The sequence below is a fragment of the Zongyangia hominis genome (genome assembly GCF_014385095.1).
GTDB lineage: Bacteria > Bacillota > Clostridia > Oscillospirales > Ruminococcaceae > Zongyangia > Zongyangia hominis.
Genome location: NZ_JACRTC010000003.1, coordinates 53,459 through 68,972, shown reverse-complemented (window position 1 = coordinate 68,972; position 15,514 = coordinate 53,459). Strand labels below are relative to the sequence as shown.

The following is a 15,514-nucleotide window of genomic DNA, read 5'->3' as shown; positions in this document are numbered from 1 at the left end:
AGGGGGTGTCAACGAAGCTCCAAAAGGCCCTTGTCCAGCATGGACTGGGCCGCCAAAAGGATGCCCATCTTGGCGGCGGAATAGATGAGCCCCCCCTGGAGCCACGCCGCATAGGGCTCCCGGAGGGGAGCGTCGGCGGAAAGCTCGATGGAAGCGCCCATGGTAAAGGCGCCCGCCGCCATGATGACCTGGCTGTCGTAGCCGGGCATATCCCAGGGCTCGGGCGCCACATAGGCGTCCACCGCCGCGCCCTTTTGCACCCCCTGGCAGAAGGCGATGAGCCGCTCCGGGTCCCCCAGCCGCACCGCCTGGATAATATCCGCCCGCTCTTCGTCGTACCGGGGCGTCACCCCAAAGCCCAGCAGTTCAAAGAGGGCGGAGGCAAAGACCGCCGTCTTGAGGGCGTTAGCCGTGGTGGTGGGCGCGAAAAAGAGGCCCATATAGAGCTCACGATTCTGCTCGAGGCTGCACCCCACCTCCTTGCCCATGCCGGGCGCCGTCAGACGGTAGGCGCACTGCTCCACCCATTTCGCTTTTCCCGCGATGTAGCCGCCGGTGCGTGCAAGGCCGCCGCCCGGGTTTTTGATGAGGGACCCGATGATGAGGTCCGCTCCCACCTGGGTGGGCTCCATTTTCTCCACAAATTCGCCGTAGCAGTTGTCCACCATGACCACGATATCGGGGTTCTTCTGCCGGGCGAGCTTCGCCATCCTGCCCACGGCCTCCACCGAGAGGGAGGGGCGCAGGGAATAGCCCCGGGAACGCTGGATATAGGCCACCTTGGCGCCCACACAGGCGTCGGGGATGGCGTCATAGTCGGGTGCCTCCCCGGCCATGGCCACCTCCTGGTAATGGATGCCGTACTCCTTCAGGGAGCCGCAGGGGCCCTCCCCCCGGATGCCGATGGCCTCCTCCAGGGTGTCGTAGGGCTTGCCGGTCAGGGAAACCATAGTGTCCCCGGTGCGCAGTACGCCAAAGAGCGCCGTTACCAGCGCGTGAGTCCCCGAGACAAAGGTGTGGCGCACCAGGGCGTCCTCACACCCCATGGCCTGGGCAAAGACGGCGTCCAGGGTATCCCGGCCCCGGTCGTCATAGCCGTAGCCGGTGGTGCCGTGCAGATGATACTCGGATACATGATTTTCGGTAAAGGCGGAAAGGACTTTGAGCTGATTGTATTCGGATATCTCATCAATCCGTCCAAAGGCTTCCCCGCACATCTTTTCCGCTTCCTCCCCTATTCTTTGAAGGGCGGGCGCAATTTTAAAAAATTCCTGCTGCATCGGTGTTCTCCTTATGTATTCTAATAATCCCATCGTTTTCTATCTCAAAGCCCGCCTTTTCATAGACCCGGCGGGCCGTTTCGCTTTCTGTCAGCAAATGAAAGGTGCGCCCCGGAAATTTGGCAAACAGGTGCCATAAAATCCGGGTGCAAAATCCTCTGCCCCGCATGTCCGGGCGGGTGGCAATGTCCCGAAGCAGGATGTGGTCTTCCAGCACATCCGCCGTGGCCGTGCTCACAAGCTCCCTCTCTGCCCGGATGCCCCAAAGGCTGCGCTGGCCCCGGCGCGCCCGGTGGCTCAAGTCGCAGTACCAGCCGTCGAAGGGGGTCCGCGCCGCCAAAGCGTCGCACATCCCCAACAGGCGGTATACTTCCTCCGGTCGGGGAGCGAGAACCTCGGCATCCAACTTTCCCGCGATGTCCCGGGCGGTCAATGAAACCGCCCGTGCTTTCCATGCCGCGCCCAAATGCGCGGCGACGGCCTGATCGCACCAGAGGGTTTCCCAGCGCCCGTCCGCTTGCAGGAGCGCCGCCACTTCCTCCGCGGCGGCGGAAGAAAGGGCCCATGCCGCCCCCTGGCCATAAAAGCACCCGGCTCCGCCGGTGGTTACCGGATATGTCTCATCCAAGGCGCTGTTTCCAGTCACCCGCGGGGTCCCATTCTCCGATGCGGCACCGTCCACTCTCCCGGCTCCGCCGGTGGCTGCCGGGTTGGTCTTGCCCAAGGCGCTGTTTCCCATTACGCGCAGGGGACCGTTCTCCGATGCGGCCTCTTCCAATCTTCCAGCTCCGCCGGCGGCTGCCGGGTTGGCCTTGTCTAGATCGCCGTTTCCCATCACGCGCGGGGGGCCGTACACCAAACCGGCCTCTTCTGCCCTTCCGGCTCCTGGATGCAGCCCTTCCCCGTCCTCTGGTGCGGGATAAACCCCGTAGACTTGGGAAAAGGGGTAGCGGTTTTCATAGGCGGCGAGGTCCAGCGCGCAGAGGAGGGGAAGGGTGCCCATCCGAGCGAGAGGCCCCGCCGCCTCCGGGCGCATGAGCTTCATCACAGCGCGGGCGCGGGGCCTTCCATCCCCAGCAGGGCGGCGGTCAGGTCCCGGGTGGCGGCAATGTCCTCGACCTTGAGGACACAGGAGGGGGAATGAAGATACCGGCAGGGCAGGCTGACCGCCAGCGTCCGCACCCCGGACCGGGAGACGTGGACCGCGTGGGCGTCGTTGCCGCCGTAGACCCCTTCCTTGATCTGGACCGGGATGTCCCGGCGCTTTGCCGTATCCATGGCAAAGCGGACAAGCCCCTTGTCATAGATGGTGCCCTTGTCCATCACCGAGAGGACCGGGCCCTTCCCCAAACGGCAGACCTGGTTTGCCGGCGCAACCCCTGCGATGTCGGCGGCGGTGGTGGTTTCCAGCACGATGGCCACGTCGGGGGCCACTTCGTACGCCGCGGCCTGGGCTCCTCTCGTCCCCACCTCCTCCTGGGTGGTGAAGACAAAGGTGGTGTCAAAGGGGATGTCCCCCTGGATGAGATCGATCATGATGGCGCAGCCCGCCCGGTCGTCCAAAGCGCGGCCTTTGACAAAGCCGTCGCCAAAGGAGACAAAGGCGCTGTCCCACACCCCGCTGTCCCCGAGGCGCACCAGCGACTCCGCCTCCTCTTTGGAGGAAGCGCCGATGTCGATGGAAAGAGTCTCCACCTGCGGCATCTCGTCCCGCTCCGCGGCCGACTGTAAATGCATGGCCTTGGTGCCGATGACGCCCCGCACAGCCTGGGGACCCACGAGAACCGGCTTGCCGATGATGACCCGGGCGTCGATGCCGCCCACCGTATCAAAGCGGAGCATGCCGCTTTCGGTGATGCCGGTGACGATAAAGCCGACTTCATCCATATGTGCCTCCACCATGAGCCGGTGGGCGGGGGCCTTGGCTCCCTTCTTTTTACAGATCAAATTGCCCAGGGCATCGGTGCGCATGTCACAGTGGCCCTCCAACTGTCCCCGGATATAGGCCCGCACCGCCCCTTCGTCGCCGCTGACGCCGCCGATTTGGGAGAGGTCTTTGATGAGCCGCATGAGTTTTTCCATCTCAGTCCGCCTCCCTTTCCGTCCCGCCGAAGCGGTCGATGATATACTCCGCCATGAGTGCCGCGCACGACTCGATGTCCCGGACGTCGACGAGCTCCGCCGGGGTGTGCATATACCGAAGCGGAATGGAGAGAAGCCCGCACCGCACGCCCGAGCCGGTCAGGGTGATGACGTCGGCGTCGGTGGAGGTAGGCCCCGCCATGACTTCCAGCTGATAGGGAAGGCCGCGATCCTTGGCGCATCGGATGAGTCCGTCGCTCATTTCACGGGAGAGGACGGGGGAAACGCCAATCATGGGGCCTTTGCCCAGCTCCCCGCATTTTTCTTTGGGCGCGTCGTCAGTGAGGGCGAAGCTGACGTCCACCGCAATGGCATGGGTGGGGCAAAGGCCGAACGCCCCCGTCTTGGCCCCGTTGCACGCGAGTTCCTCCCGGGTGCTGAGGACCACGCTCAGCCCGCAGGTGAGCTCCTCGTCTTTCAGAAGTTCCGCCGCCCGGATGACGGCCGCGCAGCCCGCCCGGTTGTCCAGCGCCTTGGAGCTGATGCAGTGTTCCCCCATGGCCGCGCCGCTGTGGCAAACTACCACCCGGTCGCCTAAGGAGATTTTCTCCTTGGCCTGCTCAAAGGAAAGCCCCACGTCCACGGCAATTTCCTCCATGGGAGGAATCTTTTTGGCATCGTCCCCCCGCTGCAAATGGGGTGGGATCGAGCAGACGACGCCGTCGAGCTTCTCCCTTCCCAGCACCTTGACCGGAGAGGCGAGGAGGGTCCGGCGGTCGACGCCGCCCACCGCCGCCACCCGCAGGAACCCGTCGGGCAGGATGTGGGTGACGATCATGCCGATTTCGTCCATATGGGCGCAGAGCATCATATGGGGCCCCCCGTCTTTCGGCGCGCGGAGGGTGCAGATGAGGTTGCCCAGGGCGTCGGAGCGCACCTCTCCCCATCCCTTGAGATAGCTTGCGGCCACATGGGCCGCGCTTTGTTCATCGCCGCTGACGCCATAGCATTGGGCCAGGGTCAGGGCCAATTTCTTTCCATCCAATATACATTCCTCCCGCTTTAAAGCGCGCGGACCAGGGACTTAAAGTGTTCGCCCCTCGTCTCGAAATTCTGATAGAGGTCAAAGCTGGCGCAAGCCGGGGACAGGGTGACGATGTCGCCATCCACCGCCAGCTCCGCCGCCTTTTGCACCGCTTCCTCCATGGAGCCCACCCGATAGATGGGGAGCTTTTCCCCGTCAAAACCGGAGAAGCCCCGCACCGTGTCCTCGATCTTATCGGCGGTGGCGCCCATGAGGATGAGCGCTTTTACCTTCTCGATGATCTTGGGCGCCAGAGGGAGGAAGGGGATCTTTTTATCGTAGCCGCCGGCGATGAGAATCACCTTCTGTTTAAAGGCGTTGAGTCCCGCGATGGTTCTCGTGGGGCTGGTGGCGATGGAGTCGTTATACCAGCGCACCCCGTCCCGGATGCGGACGAGCTCGATGCGGTGCTCCACCCCGCCGAAGTTTTCGGCGATCTTGACGATGTTTTCCAAGGAAACAAGGCCCCAGGTGGCCGAGATGGCCGCCAGGAAGTTGAGCACGTTGTGGTCGCCGGGAATTTTGATGGCGTCCCGGTTCATGATTTTGAGGACATTGCCGCTGTCGGCATAGAAAATGTCCCCCGCTTCGTCCATATAAGCGCCCCGTTCCACCGGGCCCTGCATGGAGAAGGTGACGAGTTTTCCCCGCACGTCGGGTGCCAGGGAGGCGGCCAGCTCGTTATCCACCCCCAGCACCGTGGTGGAGAAGGCGTTTTGATGCAACAGGATGTTTTTCTTCGCCGCGATATATTCTTCCATGGTGCCGTGGACGTCCAGGTGGTTGGGGGCGATGTTGGTCACCACGGCGATATCCGGGCTCTGGCGCATGGAGAGCAGCTGGAAGCTGGAAAGCTCCACCACCGCATAATCTTCGGGCCCCATTTCCTCAATGTGGGAGAGCAGGGGTTTTCCGATGTTGCCGCCCAGATGCACCCGCTTTCCCTGAGCCTTGAGCAGCTCGCTGATGAGGGTGGTGGTGGTGGTCTTTCCGTCCGAGCCGGTGACCGCGATGAGCTTAGCGGGACACAGATCAAAGAAGACTTCCATCTCGCTGGTGACCACTTTGCCCTCTTCCCGCGCCTTTTTTAGCGCCTCGTGGTGGAAATACATGCCCGGGGTGCGGAAAATCATATCTCCATCCAGTTTATCCAGGTAGTGCTCCCCCAAGATAAAGTCGATGCCCTGGGCCTTGAGCTTTTCATATTCCTCCCCCATCTGTTCGGGGGTTCTCCGGTCCCGGATGGTCACATGGGCCCCCTTCTTCGCAAAGAGGGAGATGAGCTCCCGGTGACTGACGCCCAGGCCGATAAAGGTGACGTCTCTGCCCTTCATTTGATCGAAAAACTGCGCGACTGTGCTGTCCATAGATTTCCTCCAGAATTCCGGCGCGGTCTCCGCCCGGATTTTTGTCAATCGCAAAGCCGCATGGGACCTTTCCCCCCGCGGCAGCGTCTAAACTACATATTCTATTATTATACGTGGATGAACTAAAAATATCAATCCAGCCACATCGGAGACCGAAAAAGGAGGCAAGGATGTGACGGGGAACTTCGCCGCACAATGCGGCGAAGTTCCTAATTTGACCGGCTCGGAAAAGGCAGCGGACTTGTCCGCTGGAAACGATGCGAAGCGGCTAAGTTATGACAGCGGTTTTATTGGCCTGACCGGAGGGAAAGCGCAGAGGCGTCTATCTATGCGATCAAGCGACCCGCAGGGACGCGCAGCCGCAGGATGAAATCATGCGTTTTCAGGGGATTGGATATGCGCCCCAACAAGCAGTTTTGCCGCAAAAACCCTCCGGGGCTTTGGTGGCAAAAACGCAAAGTGTGTACCACTTTGCATTGCTTGCGTTTTTTGTTTCACATTCACGCGCAGTATCGTCCCCGTTTCCTTTTTTTATTTTTGTATGTTATACTGTTTTCAGGAAAAGAGGTGGGGCCGGAGTGGACAACTTGACGATCGCCAACATCGCGCTTGATATTTTCTGCTTGGTCCTCTGCCTGATCCCAATTGTCTATCTGGTGAATGACCGCCGTTATCAGCTCAAATTGAATCGGTTTTTTATGGGGATCAGCATTTCCAACGCATTTATGATCATCGGAGATTTGGCGGATTGGTGTATTAAGGACGTTTCAGAGCCAACAATGGCGCTGGCACTCTCCCTGCTTTCCCTGCTGTTTTACATCAGCTCCGCCTTTGTACTATATTTCTTTGCCCGGTACATGGACGAATATTTGAAGCTGTCCGGCCGGGTCAGAACGATTTTCCTGGCCGTCATCACGGCCCTGTGCGCGGTACATATATTCTTCGCCGCCATCAGCCCATTCACAGGCGCGATCTACTATGTATCGGCCAGCGGATATCAGCGCGGCCCCCTATTTATGATCTCGCAGATGGTCCCGCTGCTGTGCTATCTCTCGTTCACGTTCCTGGTCATTTGGTGCCGGAAGAAGCTGACCCGGCGCGAAGTGATCTTCTTCCTGCTGTATATCTTCATCCCGCTGGGCGGTGGGGCGGCGCAAATGTTCTGCCGTGGGATCGCCGTCGTAAACGTGGGCGTGACACTGGCCCTGCTGTTCATCTTTGTCAACATCCAGTCCGAGCGCGACCTGCTGGTAAAACAGCAGGAAAAGGAACTGGCGGAGAGCCGCATCGACATCATGCTCTCCCAAATTCAGCCCCATTTTCTCTACAACGCCCTTACCACGATTCGTCAGCTCTGTGACGTGGACCCTAAGCAGGCGAAAGAGGCCGTCCGGGACTTTTCCCTATTCCTGCGGGGCAACATGGATTCTCTCAAGAGTAAAGCGCCCATTCCTTTTGAACAAGAGCTTTCCCATGTAGAAAACTACCTTTCTTTGGAACGCCAGCGGTTCCAGGGTCGACTTCAAATCGTCTATGACATCACCGCGCGGGACTTCTCCCTCCCGCCGCTGACATTGCAGCCCATTGTGGAAAACGCCGTGCGCCACGGTGCGCTTTCCCGGGAGGAGGGCGGCACGGTGACAGTGCATACCGGGGAGACGGACACAGCCTACGTCATCACCGTGCAGGACGACGGGCTGGGTATCCGGGCAACGCTGGAGGATGGCCGGTCCCACGTCGGCATTGAGAACGTCCGGGGGCGGCTGTCCGCCCTATGCGGTGGGACGCTCACCCTGGACAGCGTGGCGGGCGTGGGGACCACCGCCGTCATTACCATCCCCAAGGAGGAAATGCCATGAATTACATCGCCGTGGACGATGAACCGTTTGCCCTGAAAGACCTGGAAGAAGCGTTACACGAGGCCGTGCCGGATGCGGTGCTGCACAGCTTCAACACCCCCAGCAAGGCGCTGGACTATGCCGGGAGTACCCTGGTGAATGTGGCGTTTCTGGATATTGAATTGGGCAGCGTCAGCGGCCTTGTACTTGCCAAAAAGCTGAAAGACCTCCGCCCGGAGGTTCATATCATTTTTGTCACCAGCCACGAGCAATACGCAGTGAAAGCCTTTGAACTTCATGCCACCGGCTACCTGATGAAGCCCGCCACAGCGGAGGACATCCGCCGGGAGCTGACCTTTCTCTACGGCGAGACCTCCCAGAAAAAGCGGGTGCGGGTGCAGACCTTCGGCGGCTTCGACGTATTCGTGGACGGGGTCCCGCTGGAGTTCAAACGGGCCAAGTCCAAGGAGCTGCTGGCCTACCTGATCGACCGGCGGGGAGTCAGTGCCACCGCCGCCGCTGCTTGCGCGGCTCTGTGGGGCGATGCGTCCATTGAGGCCGGCAAAAAGAACTATTTCCGTACTATCGTCAAAGGCTTGCGGGAAGCGCTGAAGGAAGCAGGCATCGAACATATCCTGCTTCGCTCCTGGAACAGCCTCGCCATTATCCCGGAGCAGTTGGACTGCGACAGCTACCACTTCCTGGACGGCGACCCCCAGGCGGTGAACAGTTACCGGCACGACTATCTGACCGACTACGAGTGGGCAGAATTTAGAATGGATTGATTTCCGCAGAAAAGGGCGGCCTCCGTATGGAGGCCGCCCTTTTCTGCGCCCCTTGGCAAAAAATATTTTCATTCATCTGTTAAAAAAATCGGAAAAACGGCCCGGATTTGCAACGGGTTTGCAACGGGTTGTATGTTAACATGATGGCAAGGAGGTGAGGGATGTGCGAATTTTGGTCGTCGGCAGGCGCAGGAAGGACCTGGAACAGCGAACCGCTTGTTTGCGGCAGCTCTACCCCGACGCGGAACTGGTGGCGGAATACGACGCCATGTCCGCCGTAAAATATGCGTTCAATCACGATGTGGACGCGGTGTATACGGAAGTGCAGACCAAGCCCATCGGCGGCTTCGATGTGGTGCGTCTGGTGCGCAAGGTTTGCCCCGACGTTCTAACCTATTTGATCGCGGAAACCGACGCCTACCTCAACCGGGCAGCGGAGGCGCATGTGGACGGTTACTACCTGATGCCCACCAGCGCAGAGACTTTGCGCAGCGGGAACATCCTACACTGGGAGGCAGCTGCGCCATGTTAGGAGAGTGCGAATGAATCATGGAAACAGATCAACAGAATACAAGTCAAGCCAAAAAGTCACTGGAGCAACTCCAGCAGGAAAATAGCGCGCTGCAGTATGATGCCGAGCATGACTGGCTGACGGGCCTCTATAATCACGGCGCAATGAAGCGGTTGGCGGACGAGTGGTTGCTCGCTCGACAGACAGGGGCCCTGATCGCCATGGACTTGGATTATTTCAAGCAGGTGAATGATCGCTACGGACATATTACCGGAGATCTGATTTTACAGAAGGTAGCCTTTATATTAACCAGGTTATTTCCAAACGGCAGCCTAATCGGGCGCATTGGCGGAGACGAGTTCGTGGTTCTGCTTCAGGCTCCCACAGAGGAAAAGGAGATTGACCTGCTCTGCAACCAGCTACGGAGGCGTATGCAGGAGCCCCATCTCAACAAAGGCCTCAAAATCCATTTAGACGTGACGGCAGCCGGTACCCTATATCGCCAGGGCGACTGTTACCGCAGCATGTTTGACCGGGCGGATCAAAAGATCATACAGGGAAAGCGACTGCGGAAGCTTGGGAAAAAGCGTATGGGGCCAATCAAGGACCTTATAAGCGGGATCACTACGGACATGGAGATCATTGCCTCCGAAATTCGGGAGCGTCCCGCCCCACCGGGCTGTTACTGCCAAGATTATGAGACATTTAAGGCGATCTACCGCTACGCTGAACGCAAAATGCGCCGCTCCAAGGATAAGGCGTTCCTTCTTCTGTTTACCTTAACAGACAGCAAGGGAGACTTTCCTGCGTTGGAGAGCCGGGATGCACAGATGGCCGTCCTGGGTGCGGTGATCCATGACGGGCTGCGTATGGGCGATGTGTTTACCCAGTACAGCAGCTGCCAGTACCTGGTCATGGTGTCTGACTTGACCTTAGAAAACGCCGACATGCTTGCCAAACGCATTTGCCAGACCTATCAGCAAGAGCAGGGAGAGACATCGTTTCATACGGTCGTATATTACAGCTATCCCTTACAGCCCACCCGGGTGATGGAAGGCACATAGATCAAATCACCGCGGAGGAAGCAGTCGGCCGAATGGAAGGAGGAAATAATGGGACAGTTGCTGGAAGTGCAGCGCACGGAGCAGAAATATCGGATGGACGTTGCCGAGGCCGAGCGGCTGGGCGCGGTACTGGGGCAGGTGCTGCACCCGGACGAACACAACGGGCCGTATGGCTATCCAGTGCGCTCGCTGTATTTTGATACGCTGGATGACACTGATTATTACAACAAGCTGGTCGGACATGAGATACAGCGCCAGCTGCGGCTGCGGATATACGGCCCGGATGCGGCTACCGCGAAGCTGGAGCTGAAGGAGGAACAGGACGCCTTACAGCGAAAACGATCGCTGATCCTGTCGCGTGCGGCGGCGCAACGCCTGTGTGCCGGTGACCTTTTCCCGCTGCTGGAAGAGGGTTCCTCCTTCGCGCTGGAGCTGTACAGCAGGATGCAACGGTATGTGTACCGCCCCAAGTGTGTAGTGGAATACGATAGAAAAGCATTTTTTGTGGCGGAGTACAACACCCGTATTACATTGGACAGCGGCCTGCGGGCCAGTGAATGTAATCTGAACCTGTTCTCGCCCAGGCTTTTGCTGTACCCCGTGGGGAAGATCAGGACCGTGACCATGGAAGTCAAATTCGACCGCTTTTTACCCAGCCATGTGAAGGTCGCGGTATCCTTGCGGGAGCGCGTGCAGACCTCCGTTACCAAATACTGCACCGCGCGCAGTGTGACGCTGCGCAAGCAGTTTTAGGAAAAAATATGGGATGCGGGTCTGAACCACGAAAAAACGATGAGAAAAACGGCGGCTGTCCGGCCTGTTGGTATTCGCCATGCCGGTGCTGTTCCTGTCCGGGTGCCGGATACAGCAGACGCCGGACAAGCGCTGCCCCGCCGGAGGAGATGGAGGCACCGGAACCCCTGTACATCACCCTGGGCGGCGGAGAATACACCGACTATCCCTAGAGGGAGAGCAGACCCCCGAGGGGCTGCTGGACGGTATCGAGGCGCTGACCGGCTGAGACCTGGCCCGAGCCGACGAGATCACCGACGGCAAGGTAAGCGTTGATGTGACCTTCGTACCGGAAAGCGAGTGGACAAACCCGTTCCATGATGTGCCAGATCATGTCTGGTACTACGACGCGGTGGAGCAGGGCATCATCACCGGCAAGGGCAACGGCATCCTGGACCCCAAGGGTCAGGCCACCCCTGCCCAGGTCGCTGCAATGCTATGCGGTTTTTGAGTAATAGCACGGCTGGATAAGGAGACGTATGGACTACAGGTTTCGCGGCGTGGGGTATTGCTTCAACAAGGAGAAAAAAGAATAAGAGATAGGGCTGTGTGCTGTTTGCATACAGCCCTATCTCTTTCAGAACCCTCTTTTGGCAGTTACCCATTTCTCGTTTATTCTTACTGTTATATGGAGTACCGCCGGAAGGCGGGCTTTTTAATGAATCCAGGCGTCGAGCATCCGGCGCAACTGAGCGGAAAACCCATCCATGGAGGAGCGCAATAGCTCCGCGATCTGCCGGATATCCCCTTCCAGCACGCCGCCGGTGCCCAGCCCGAAGAAGTCCCGGGCGCGGACCCGCTCATAGCGCTTGATGAGCTTTTTGAGCTCATCCCCGGTCTCCGGCGCCATCTTGGTGCGGCCGTTTTGCTGCAAAGTCCCCAGCAACCGGTGGGTTTCGGTGATGATGTCGTCGTATTCCTTGCGCCGCGCCTCTTTGAACCGGGCGATCATCCGCATTTCGTCCCGCTCGTCCACAAACTGCATCTCGATGAGGGTGGCCTCCCCGCCCAGGTCCCGGATTTTATCCTGGAGCCGGACCATGGCGCGGACATTCACCGGATTTTTCGGCAGAATCGCCATGCTTTGCTTGAAGTAGTCCGCGCCCATCTCCTTGAGCTTGCGCCAAACATACACCCGGTTCTTGGAGGGGTTGACCGGGAGGTTATAACCCAGTCCAATCCATTTGACCCGTTCCGGCAAAGGCTCCGCCCCCTTTCTCTGATCTGCTCTATGCTTTTATTCTATTGTAATAGATGTTACTATTTTTCGCAACAGGGAATTTGGAGAAGACGTAGATTCTCTTGTATTTTTGACCAAAAAATGCTATGATAAATTGATATATTGCTTCCCCCGGGATCACAAACCAGCGGGGTGGCAAGGCTAGTTGCATAGGGGGAACGTCCATGTCCGTAAAAAAACTGATTTTACCCGAAATTTATCTCAACAAGCTGGATATATTGGAGACGGAAGTGGCCATCAAGCTCATCAAAGACACCTTTGAACGGGAGCTTGCCAAGGCGCTGCATCTCACCCGCGTATCCGCGCCCCTCTTTGTGCGGCCGGAAAGCGGTCTCAACGACGATCTCAACGGCGTGGAGCGGCCGGTGCAGTTCGACATTCTAGACCTTGGCGCCGACGTCCAGATCGTCCACTCCCTGGCCAAGTGGAAGCGTCTGGCCCTGCGGCGCTACGGCTTCGGACCGGGTACGGGACTTTACACCGACATGAACGCGGTGCGTCGGGACGAAGATCTCGATAATCTTCATTCGGTGTATGTGGATCAGTGGGACTGGGAAAAGGTCATTGACCGAGACCACCGGACCTTCGATTATGTAAAAGAAACGGTGCTCGATATCGTGGGCGCGCTGCGCAAGACCCAAAGCGTGCTGTCCAGGGCCTACCCGGCGCTGGACCACCTGATTGAGGGGGACGTTTTCTTCATCACCTCCCAGGAGCTGGCGGATTTATATCCTCAGCTCACCCCCCACGAGCGGGAAGACCGGATTGCCAAAGAAAAGGGCATCGTCTTCATTTCCCAGATCGGCGGCAAGCTGCGGGACGGCAAACCCCACGACGGCCGGGCCCCCGATTACGACGATTGGCAGCTCAACGGGGATATTCTCGTCTGGTATCCGGTCCTCGACCGGGCGGTGGAAATTTCCTCCATGGGCATCCGGGTGGACCCCCAAAGCCTGGCCGCCCAGCTGAAAGCCGCTGACTGCGAGGAACGCAGCCAGCTCGACTTTCACAAGCGTCTGCTCGCCGGGGAACTGCCGCTGACCATGGGCGGCGGCATCGGACAGTCCCGCATCTGCATGCTGCTGCTGCAAAAGGCACACATCGGCGAAGTGCAGGCCTCCATCTGGCCGGAAGATATGATCGACGAATGCGAGGCCAACGGCATCCATTTGTTATAAACGCCACCTGCGGCGGGCGGACAGTGTCCGCTCCCACATCGCGCCGTGACGCAAGCGAGACGAAAACGCGGGGGACGCGACAGGGTTACATAGGGAACCCAAATCGCGTCATCCTCCAGCGGTAGCTGGTCGCACCGGTAGACGCTAATTTTGGGAGGAATTACTCGGATGAACATCACAAAAATATTCGGTTCCAAGGTCTTTGACGACGCGGTCATGCGCGCGCGTCTGCCCAAGAGCGTGTATGAAAGCCTCAAGCGCACCCGCAAAGAGGGGACGCCGCTGGACGAAAACGTGGCCCATGTGGTGGCGGGCGCCATGAAGGACTGGGCGGTGGAGATGGGCGCTACCCATTACACCCACTGGTTCCAGCCCATGACCAATATCACGGCGGGCAAACACGACGCCTTTTTGACCCCCACCGACGACGGCAAGGTGATTTTGGAGTTTTCCGGAAAGAGCTTGGTCAAAGGGGAGCCCGACGCCTCCTCCTTCCCCTCCGGCGGCCTGCGGGCCACCTTTGAGGCCCGGGGCTACACCGCGTGGGACCCCACCTCACCGGCCTTTGTCAAGGACGGCACCCTGTATATCCCCACCGCCTTTTGCTCTTATACCGGCGAGGCGTTGGACACCAAGACCCCGCTCCTCCACTCCATGGACGTCATCAGTGACAAGGCAATCGAAGTGCTGCGGCTCTTGGGGGTAAACGACGTCAAACGGGTCATCGCCACGGTGGGCGCGGAACAGGAATACTTTCTCATCGACCGGAGCCTCTACGAAAAACGGTTGGATTTAAAGCTCTGCGGCCGGACCCTGTTCGGCGCCCGTCCCCCCAAGGGGCAGGAGCTGGACGACCACTATTTCGGACGCATCCGGCTCAGGGTGAGCAAATATATGCACGATCTGGACGAGGAGCTGTGGAGTCTCGGCGTCACCAGCAAGACCAAGCACAACGAGGTGGCCCCGGCCCAGCACGAGCTGGCCCCCGTCTTTGAATCGGCCAACGTGGCCTGCGACCACAACCAGCTCATCATGGAGACCTGCAAGACCGTAGCTAAGAAAAACGGCTTGGCCTGCCTGCTCCATGAAAAGCCCTTTAACTACATTAACGGTTCCGGCAAGCACAACAACTGGTCGCTCTCCACCGACACGGGCAAGAACCTCCTAAGCCCCGGTAAGGACCCGGCGGACAACGCCGTCTTCCTCACCTTCCTGTGCGCGGTGGTGGAAGCGGTGGATGAATACGGCGATCTCTTGCGCCTGGCGGCCGCCAGCGCCGGCAACGACCACCGGCTGGGCGGGTTCGAGGCGCCGCCCGCCATCGTCTCCATTTTCCTGGGGGAACAGCTCACGAGCTTACTGCAGTCCATCGCCACCGGCGTTAATCCCGACACCGTCTCCCGCCTCATCCTGCACACCGCGGCGGCGGCCCTGCCCGACTTGCCCCAGGACGACTCGGACCGCAACCGGACCTCCCCCTTCGCCTTCACCGGCAACAAATTTGAATTTCGGATGGTGGGTTCCTCCCAGTCCATCGCCTATGCCAATATCTTTTTAAACACCGCCGTGGCCGACGTCCTCTCCCGCTACGGCCAGCGTCTGCGTAACGCCGCCGATGTGTCCAGCGAGGTGCGCCGCATCGTCCACGATGTGGTTGCAGAACACAGCCGGATCATCTATAATGGAAATAACTACACAGAAGAATGGGTGGAGCGCGCCCGCAAACGGGGGCTGCCCATCATGAACACCACCTGCGACGCCATCCCCGCCCTGATTTCTGACAAAAATATCACCCTTTTTGAGCGCCACCACGTGTTTTCCCAGGCCGAGTGCTTCTCCCGGTATGATATCATGCTGGACAATTATATCCACGTCCTCTCCATCGAGGCGGCCACCATGGTGGAGATGGCCCGGCGGACCATCCTCCCCGCCTGCATCCGCTATACTGCCGAAATGGCCAAGGACGCCGCCCTCATTGGGGAGGCCGGCGGTATCCAGGCCCCTGTCACCGACATCGTCAAAGAGCTCTCCGGCCTCATCGGCAAGATCAAGGCCGGCACCTCCGCTTTGGAGGAACTCAATCAGAACGCCGGGGAGGACAAGAGCCATTATCAGACCGCCCGCTATTACTGCGACATCGTCGTCCCCGCCATGCAGCGGCTGCGGGAATGCTGCGACCGGGCGGAAACCATCATCGCGTCCGATGCCTGGCCGCTGCCCACCTACACCGATTTGATCTACCGGGTGTAGGCCCCTTTTCTATTGCTATCTTCTTTATCTAAACGTTTGTTCA

At 59.2% G+C, this 15,514-nt stretch carries 14 protein-coding genes; 8 read left to right on the top strand and 6 right to left on the bottom strand.

The features are described from left to right. Positions 1–8: 8 nt before the first annotated feature. From H8709_RS05630 to murD, 5 genes are read right to left on the bottom strand one after another with little or no spacing between them, the layout of a single operon-like run. Complete coding sequence (locus H8709_RS05630) at positions 9–1,280, bottom strand: methionine gamma-lyase family protein (RefSeq protein WP_262397396.1); 1,272 nt, start codon at positions 1,278–1,280, stop codon at positions 9–11. Continuing rightward, entirely contained in the window at positions 1,261–2,325 is a 1,065-nt protein-coding gene (locus H8709_RS05625; protein WP_262397395.1) for a GNAT family N-acetyltransferase, read from the bottom strand. The genes H8709_RS05630 and H8709_RS05625 overlap by 20 nt, the downstream gene beginning before the upstream one ends. Further along, complete coding sequence (locus tag H8709_RS05620) at positions 2,325–3,362, bottom strand: M42 family metallopeptidase (RefSeq protein ID WP_262397394.1); 1,038 nt, start codon at positions 3,360–3,362, stop codon at positions 2,325–2,327. The genes H8709_RS05625 and H8709_RS05620 overlap by 1 nt, the downstream gene beginning before the upstream one ends. 1 nt (position 3,363) lies before the next feature. Beyond that, complete coding sequence (locus H8709_RS05615; protein WP_262397393.1) at positions 3,364–4,407, bottom strand: M42 family metallopeptidase; 1,044 nt, start codon at positions 4,405–4,407, stop codon at positions 3,364–3,366. Positions 4,408–4,424: 17 nt separating this feature from the next. Continuing rightward, positions 4,425–5,813, bottom strand: coding sequence for a UDP-N-acetylmuramoyl-L-alanine--D-glutamate ligase (murD, locus tag H8709_RS05610; RefSeq protein ID WP_262397392.1), 1,389 nt, complete (start codon positions 5,811–5,813; stop codon positions 4,425–4,427). Positions 5,814–6,391: 578 nt separating this feature from the next. On the opposite strand from murD, the gene H8709_RS05605 reads away from it, so the two are divergent. From H8709_RS05605 to H8709_RS05580, 6 genes are all read left to right on the top strand, one after another. Further along, positions 6,392–7,672, top strand: a complete 1,281-nt coding sequence (locus tag H8709_RS05605; RefSeq protein ID WP_262397391.1) for a sensor histidine kinase — start codon at positions 6,392–6,394, stop codon at positions 7,670–7,672. Then, a complete protein-coding gene (locus H8709_RS05600; protein ID WP_262397390.1) occupies positions 7,669–8,436 on the top strand; it encodes a response regulator in 768 nt (255 codons plus the stop codon). The genes H8709_RS05605 and H8709_RS05600 overlap by 4 nt, the downstream gene beginning before the upstream one ends. Positions 8,437–8,599: 163 nt before the next feature. Beyond that, a complete protein-coding gene (locus H8709_RS05595; RefSeq protein WP_262397389.1) occupies positions 8,600–8,968 on the top strand; it encodes a hypothetical protein in 369 nt (122 codons plus the stop codon). Positions 8,969–8,985: 17 nt separating this feature from the next. Beyond that, positions 8,986–10,011, top strand: a complete 1,026-nt coding sequence (locus H8709_RS05590; RefSeq protein WP_262397388.1) for a GGDEF domain-containing protein — start codon at positions 8,986–8,988, stop codon at positions 10,009–10,011. A 48-nt stretch (positions 10,012–10,059) separates the two neighbouring features. Beyond that, positions 10,060–10,764, top strand: coding sequence for a polyphosphate polymerase domain-containing protein (locus H8709_RS05585; RefSeq protein ID WP_262397387.1), 705 nt, complete (start codon positions 10,060–10,062; stop codon positions 10,762–10,764). A 361-nt stretch (positions 10,765–11,125) separates the two neighbouring features. Beyond that, positions 11,126–11,254, top strand: a complete 129-nt coding sequence (locus H8709_RS05580; protein WP_262397386.1) for an S-layer homology domain-containing protein — start codon at positions 11,126–11,128, stop codon at positions 11,252–11,254. 204 nt (positions 11,255–11,458) lie between these two features. Here the strand turns inward: H8709_RS05580 and H8709_RS05575 are convergent, their stop codons facing one another. Next, positions 11,459–12,004 (bottom strand): Chromate resistance protein ChrB, encoded by a 546-nt coding sequence (locus H8709_RS05575; protein ID WP_262397385.1) that lies wholly within the window; start codon positions 12,002–12,004, stop codon positions 11,459–11,461. A gap of 203 nt (positions 12,005–12,207) precedes the next feature. Between H8709_RS05575 and asnA the strand changes: the two genes are divergently transcribed. Continuing rightward, the gene (asnA, locus tag H8709_RS05570; RefSeq protein ID WP_316248747.1) at positions 12,208–13,221 is read left to right on the top strand and encodes an aspartate--ammonia ligase; all 1,014 of its coding nucleotides are present in this window, start codon (positions 12,208–12,210) and stop codon (positions 13,219–13,221) included. A 168-nt stretch (positions 13,222–13,389) separates the two neighbouring features. After that, positions 13,390–15,471, top strand: a complete 2,082-nt coding sequence (locus H8709_RS05565; protein ID WP_262397384.1) for a glutamine synthetase III family protein — start codon at positions 13,390–13,392, stop codon at positions 15,469–15,471. The last annotated feature ends 43 nt before the right edge of the window (positions 15,472–15,514 follow it).

Excerpts from the sequence above, each read along its gene's own strand:
- H8709_RS05630 (WP_262397396.1), bottom strand. The coding sequence starts at position 1,280 with ATGCAGCAGGAATTTTTTAAAATTGCGCCCGCCCTTCAAAGAATAGGG.
- H8709_RS05625 (WP_262397395.1), bottom strand. The coding sequence starts at position 2,325 with ATGAAGCTCATGCGCCCGGAGGCGGCGGGGCCTCTCGCTCGGATGGGC.
- H8709_RS05620 (WP_262397394.1), bottom strand. The coding sequence starts at position 3,362 with ATGGAAAAACTCATGCGGCTCATCAAAGACCTCTCCCAAATCGGCGGC.
- murD (WP_262397392.1), bottom strand. The coding sequence starts at position 5,813 with ATGGACAGCACAGTCGCGCAGTTTTTCGATCAAATGAAGGGCAGAGAC.
- H8709_RS05600 (WP_262397390.1), top strand. The coding sequence starts at position 7,669 with ATGAATTACATCGCCGTGGACGATGAACCGTTTGCCCTGAAAGACCTG.
- H8709_RS05590 (WP_262397388.1), top strand. The coding sequence starts at position 8,986 with ATGGAAACAGATCAACAGAATACAAGTCAAGCCAAAAAGTCACTGGAG.
- H8709_RS05585 (WP_262397387.1), top strand. The coding sequence starts at position 10,060 with ATGGGACAGTTGCTGGAAGTGCAGCGCACGGAGCAGAAATATCGGATG.
- asnA (WP_316248747.1), top strand. The coding sequence starts at position 12,208 with ATGTCCGTAAAAAAACTGATTTTACCCGAAATTTATCTCAACAAGCTG.
- H8709_RS05565 (WP_262397384.1), top strand. The coding sequence starts at position 13,390 with ATGAACATCACAAAAATATTCGGTTCCAAGGTCTTTGACGACGCGGTC.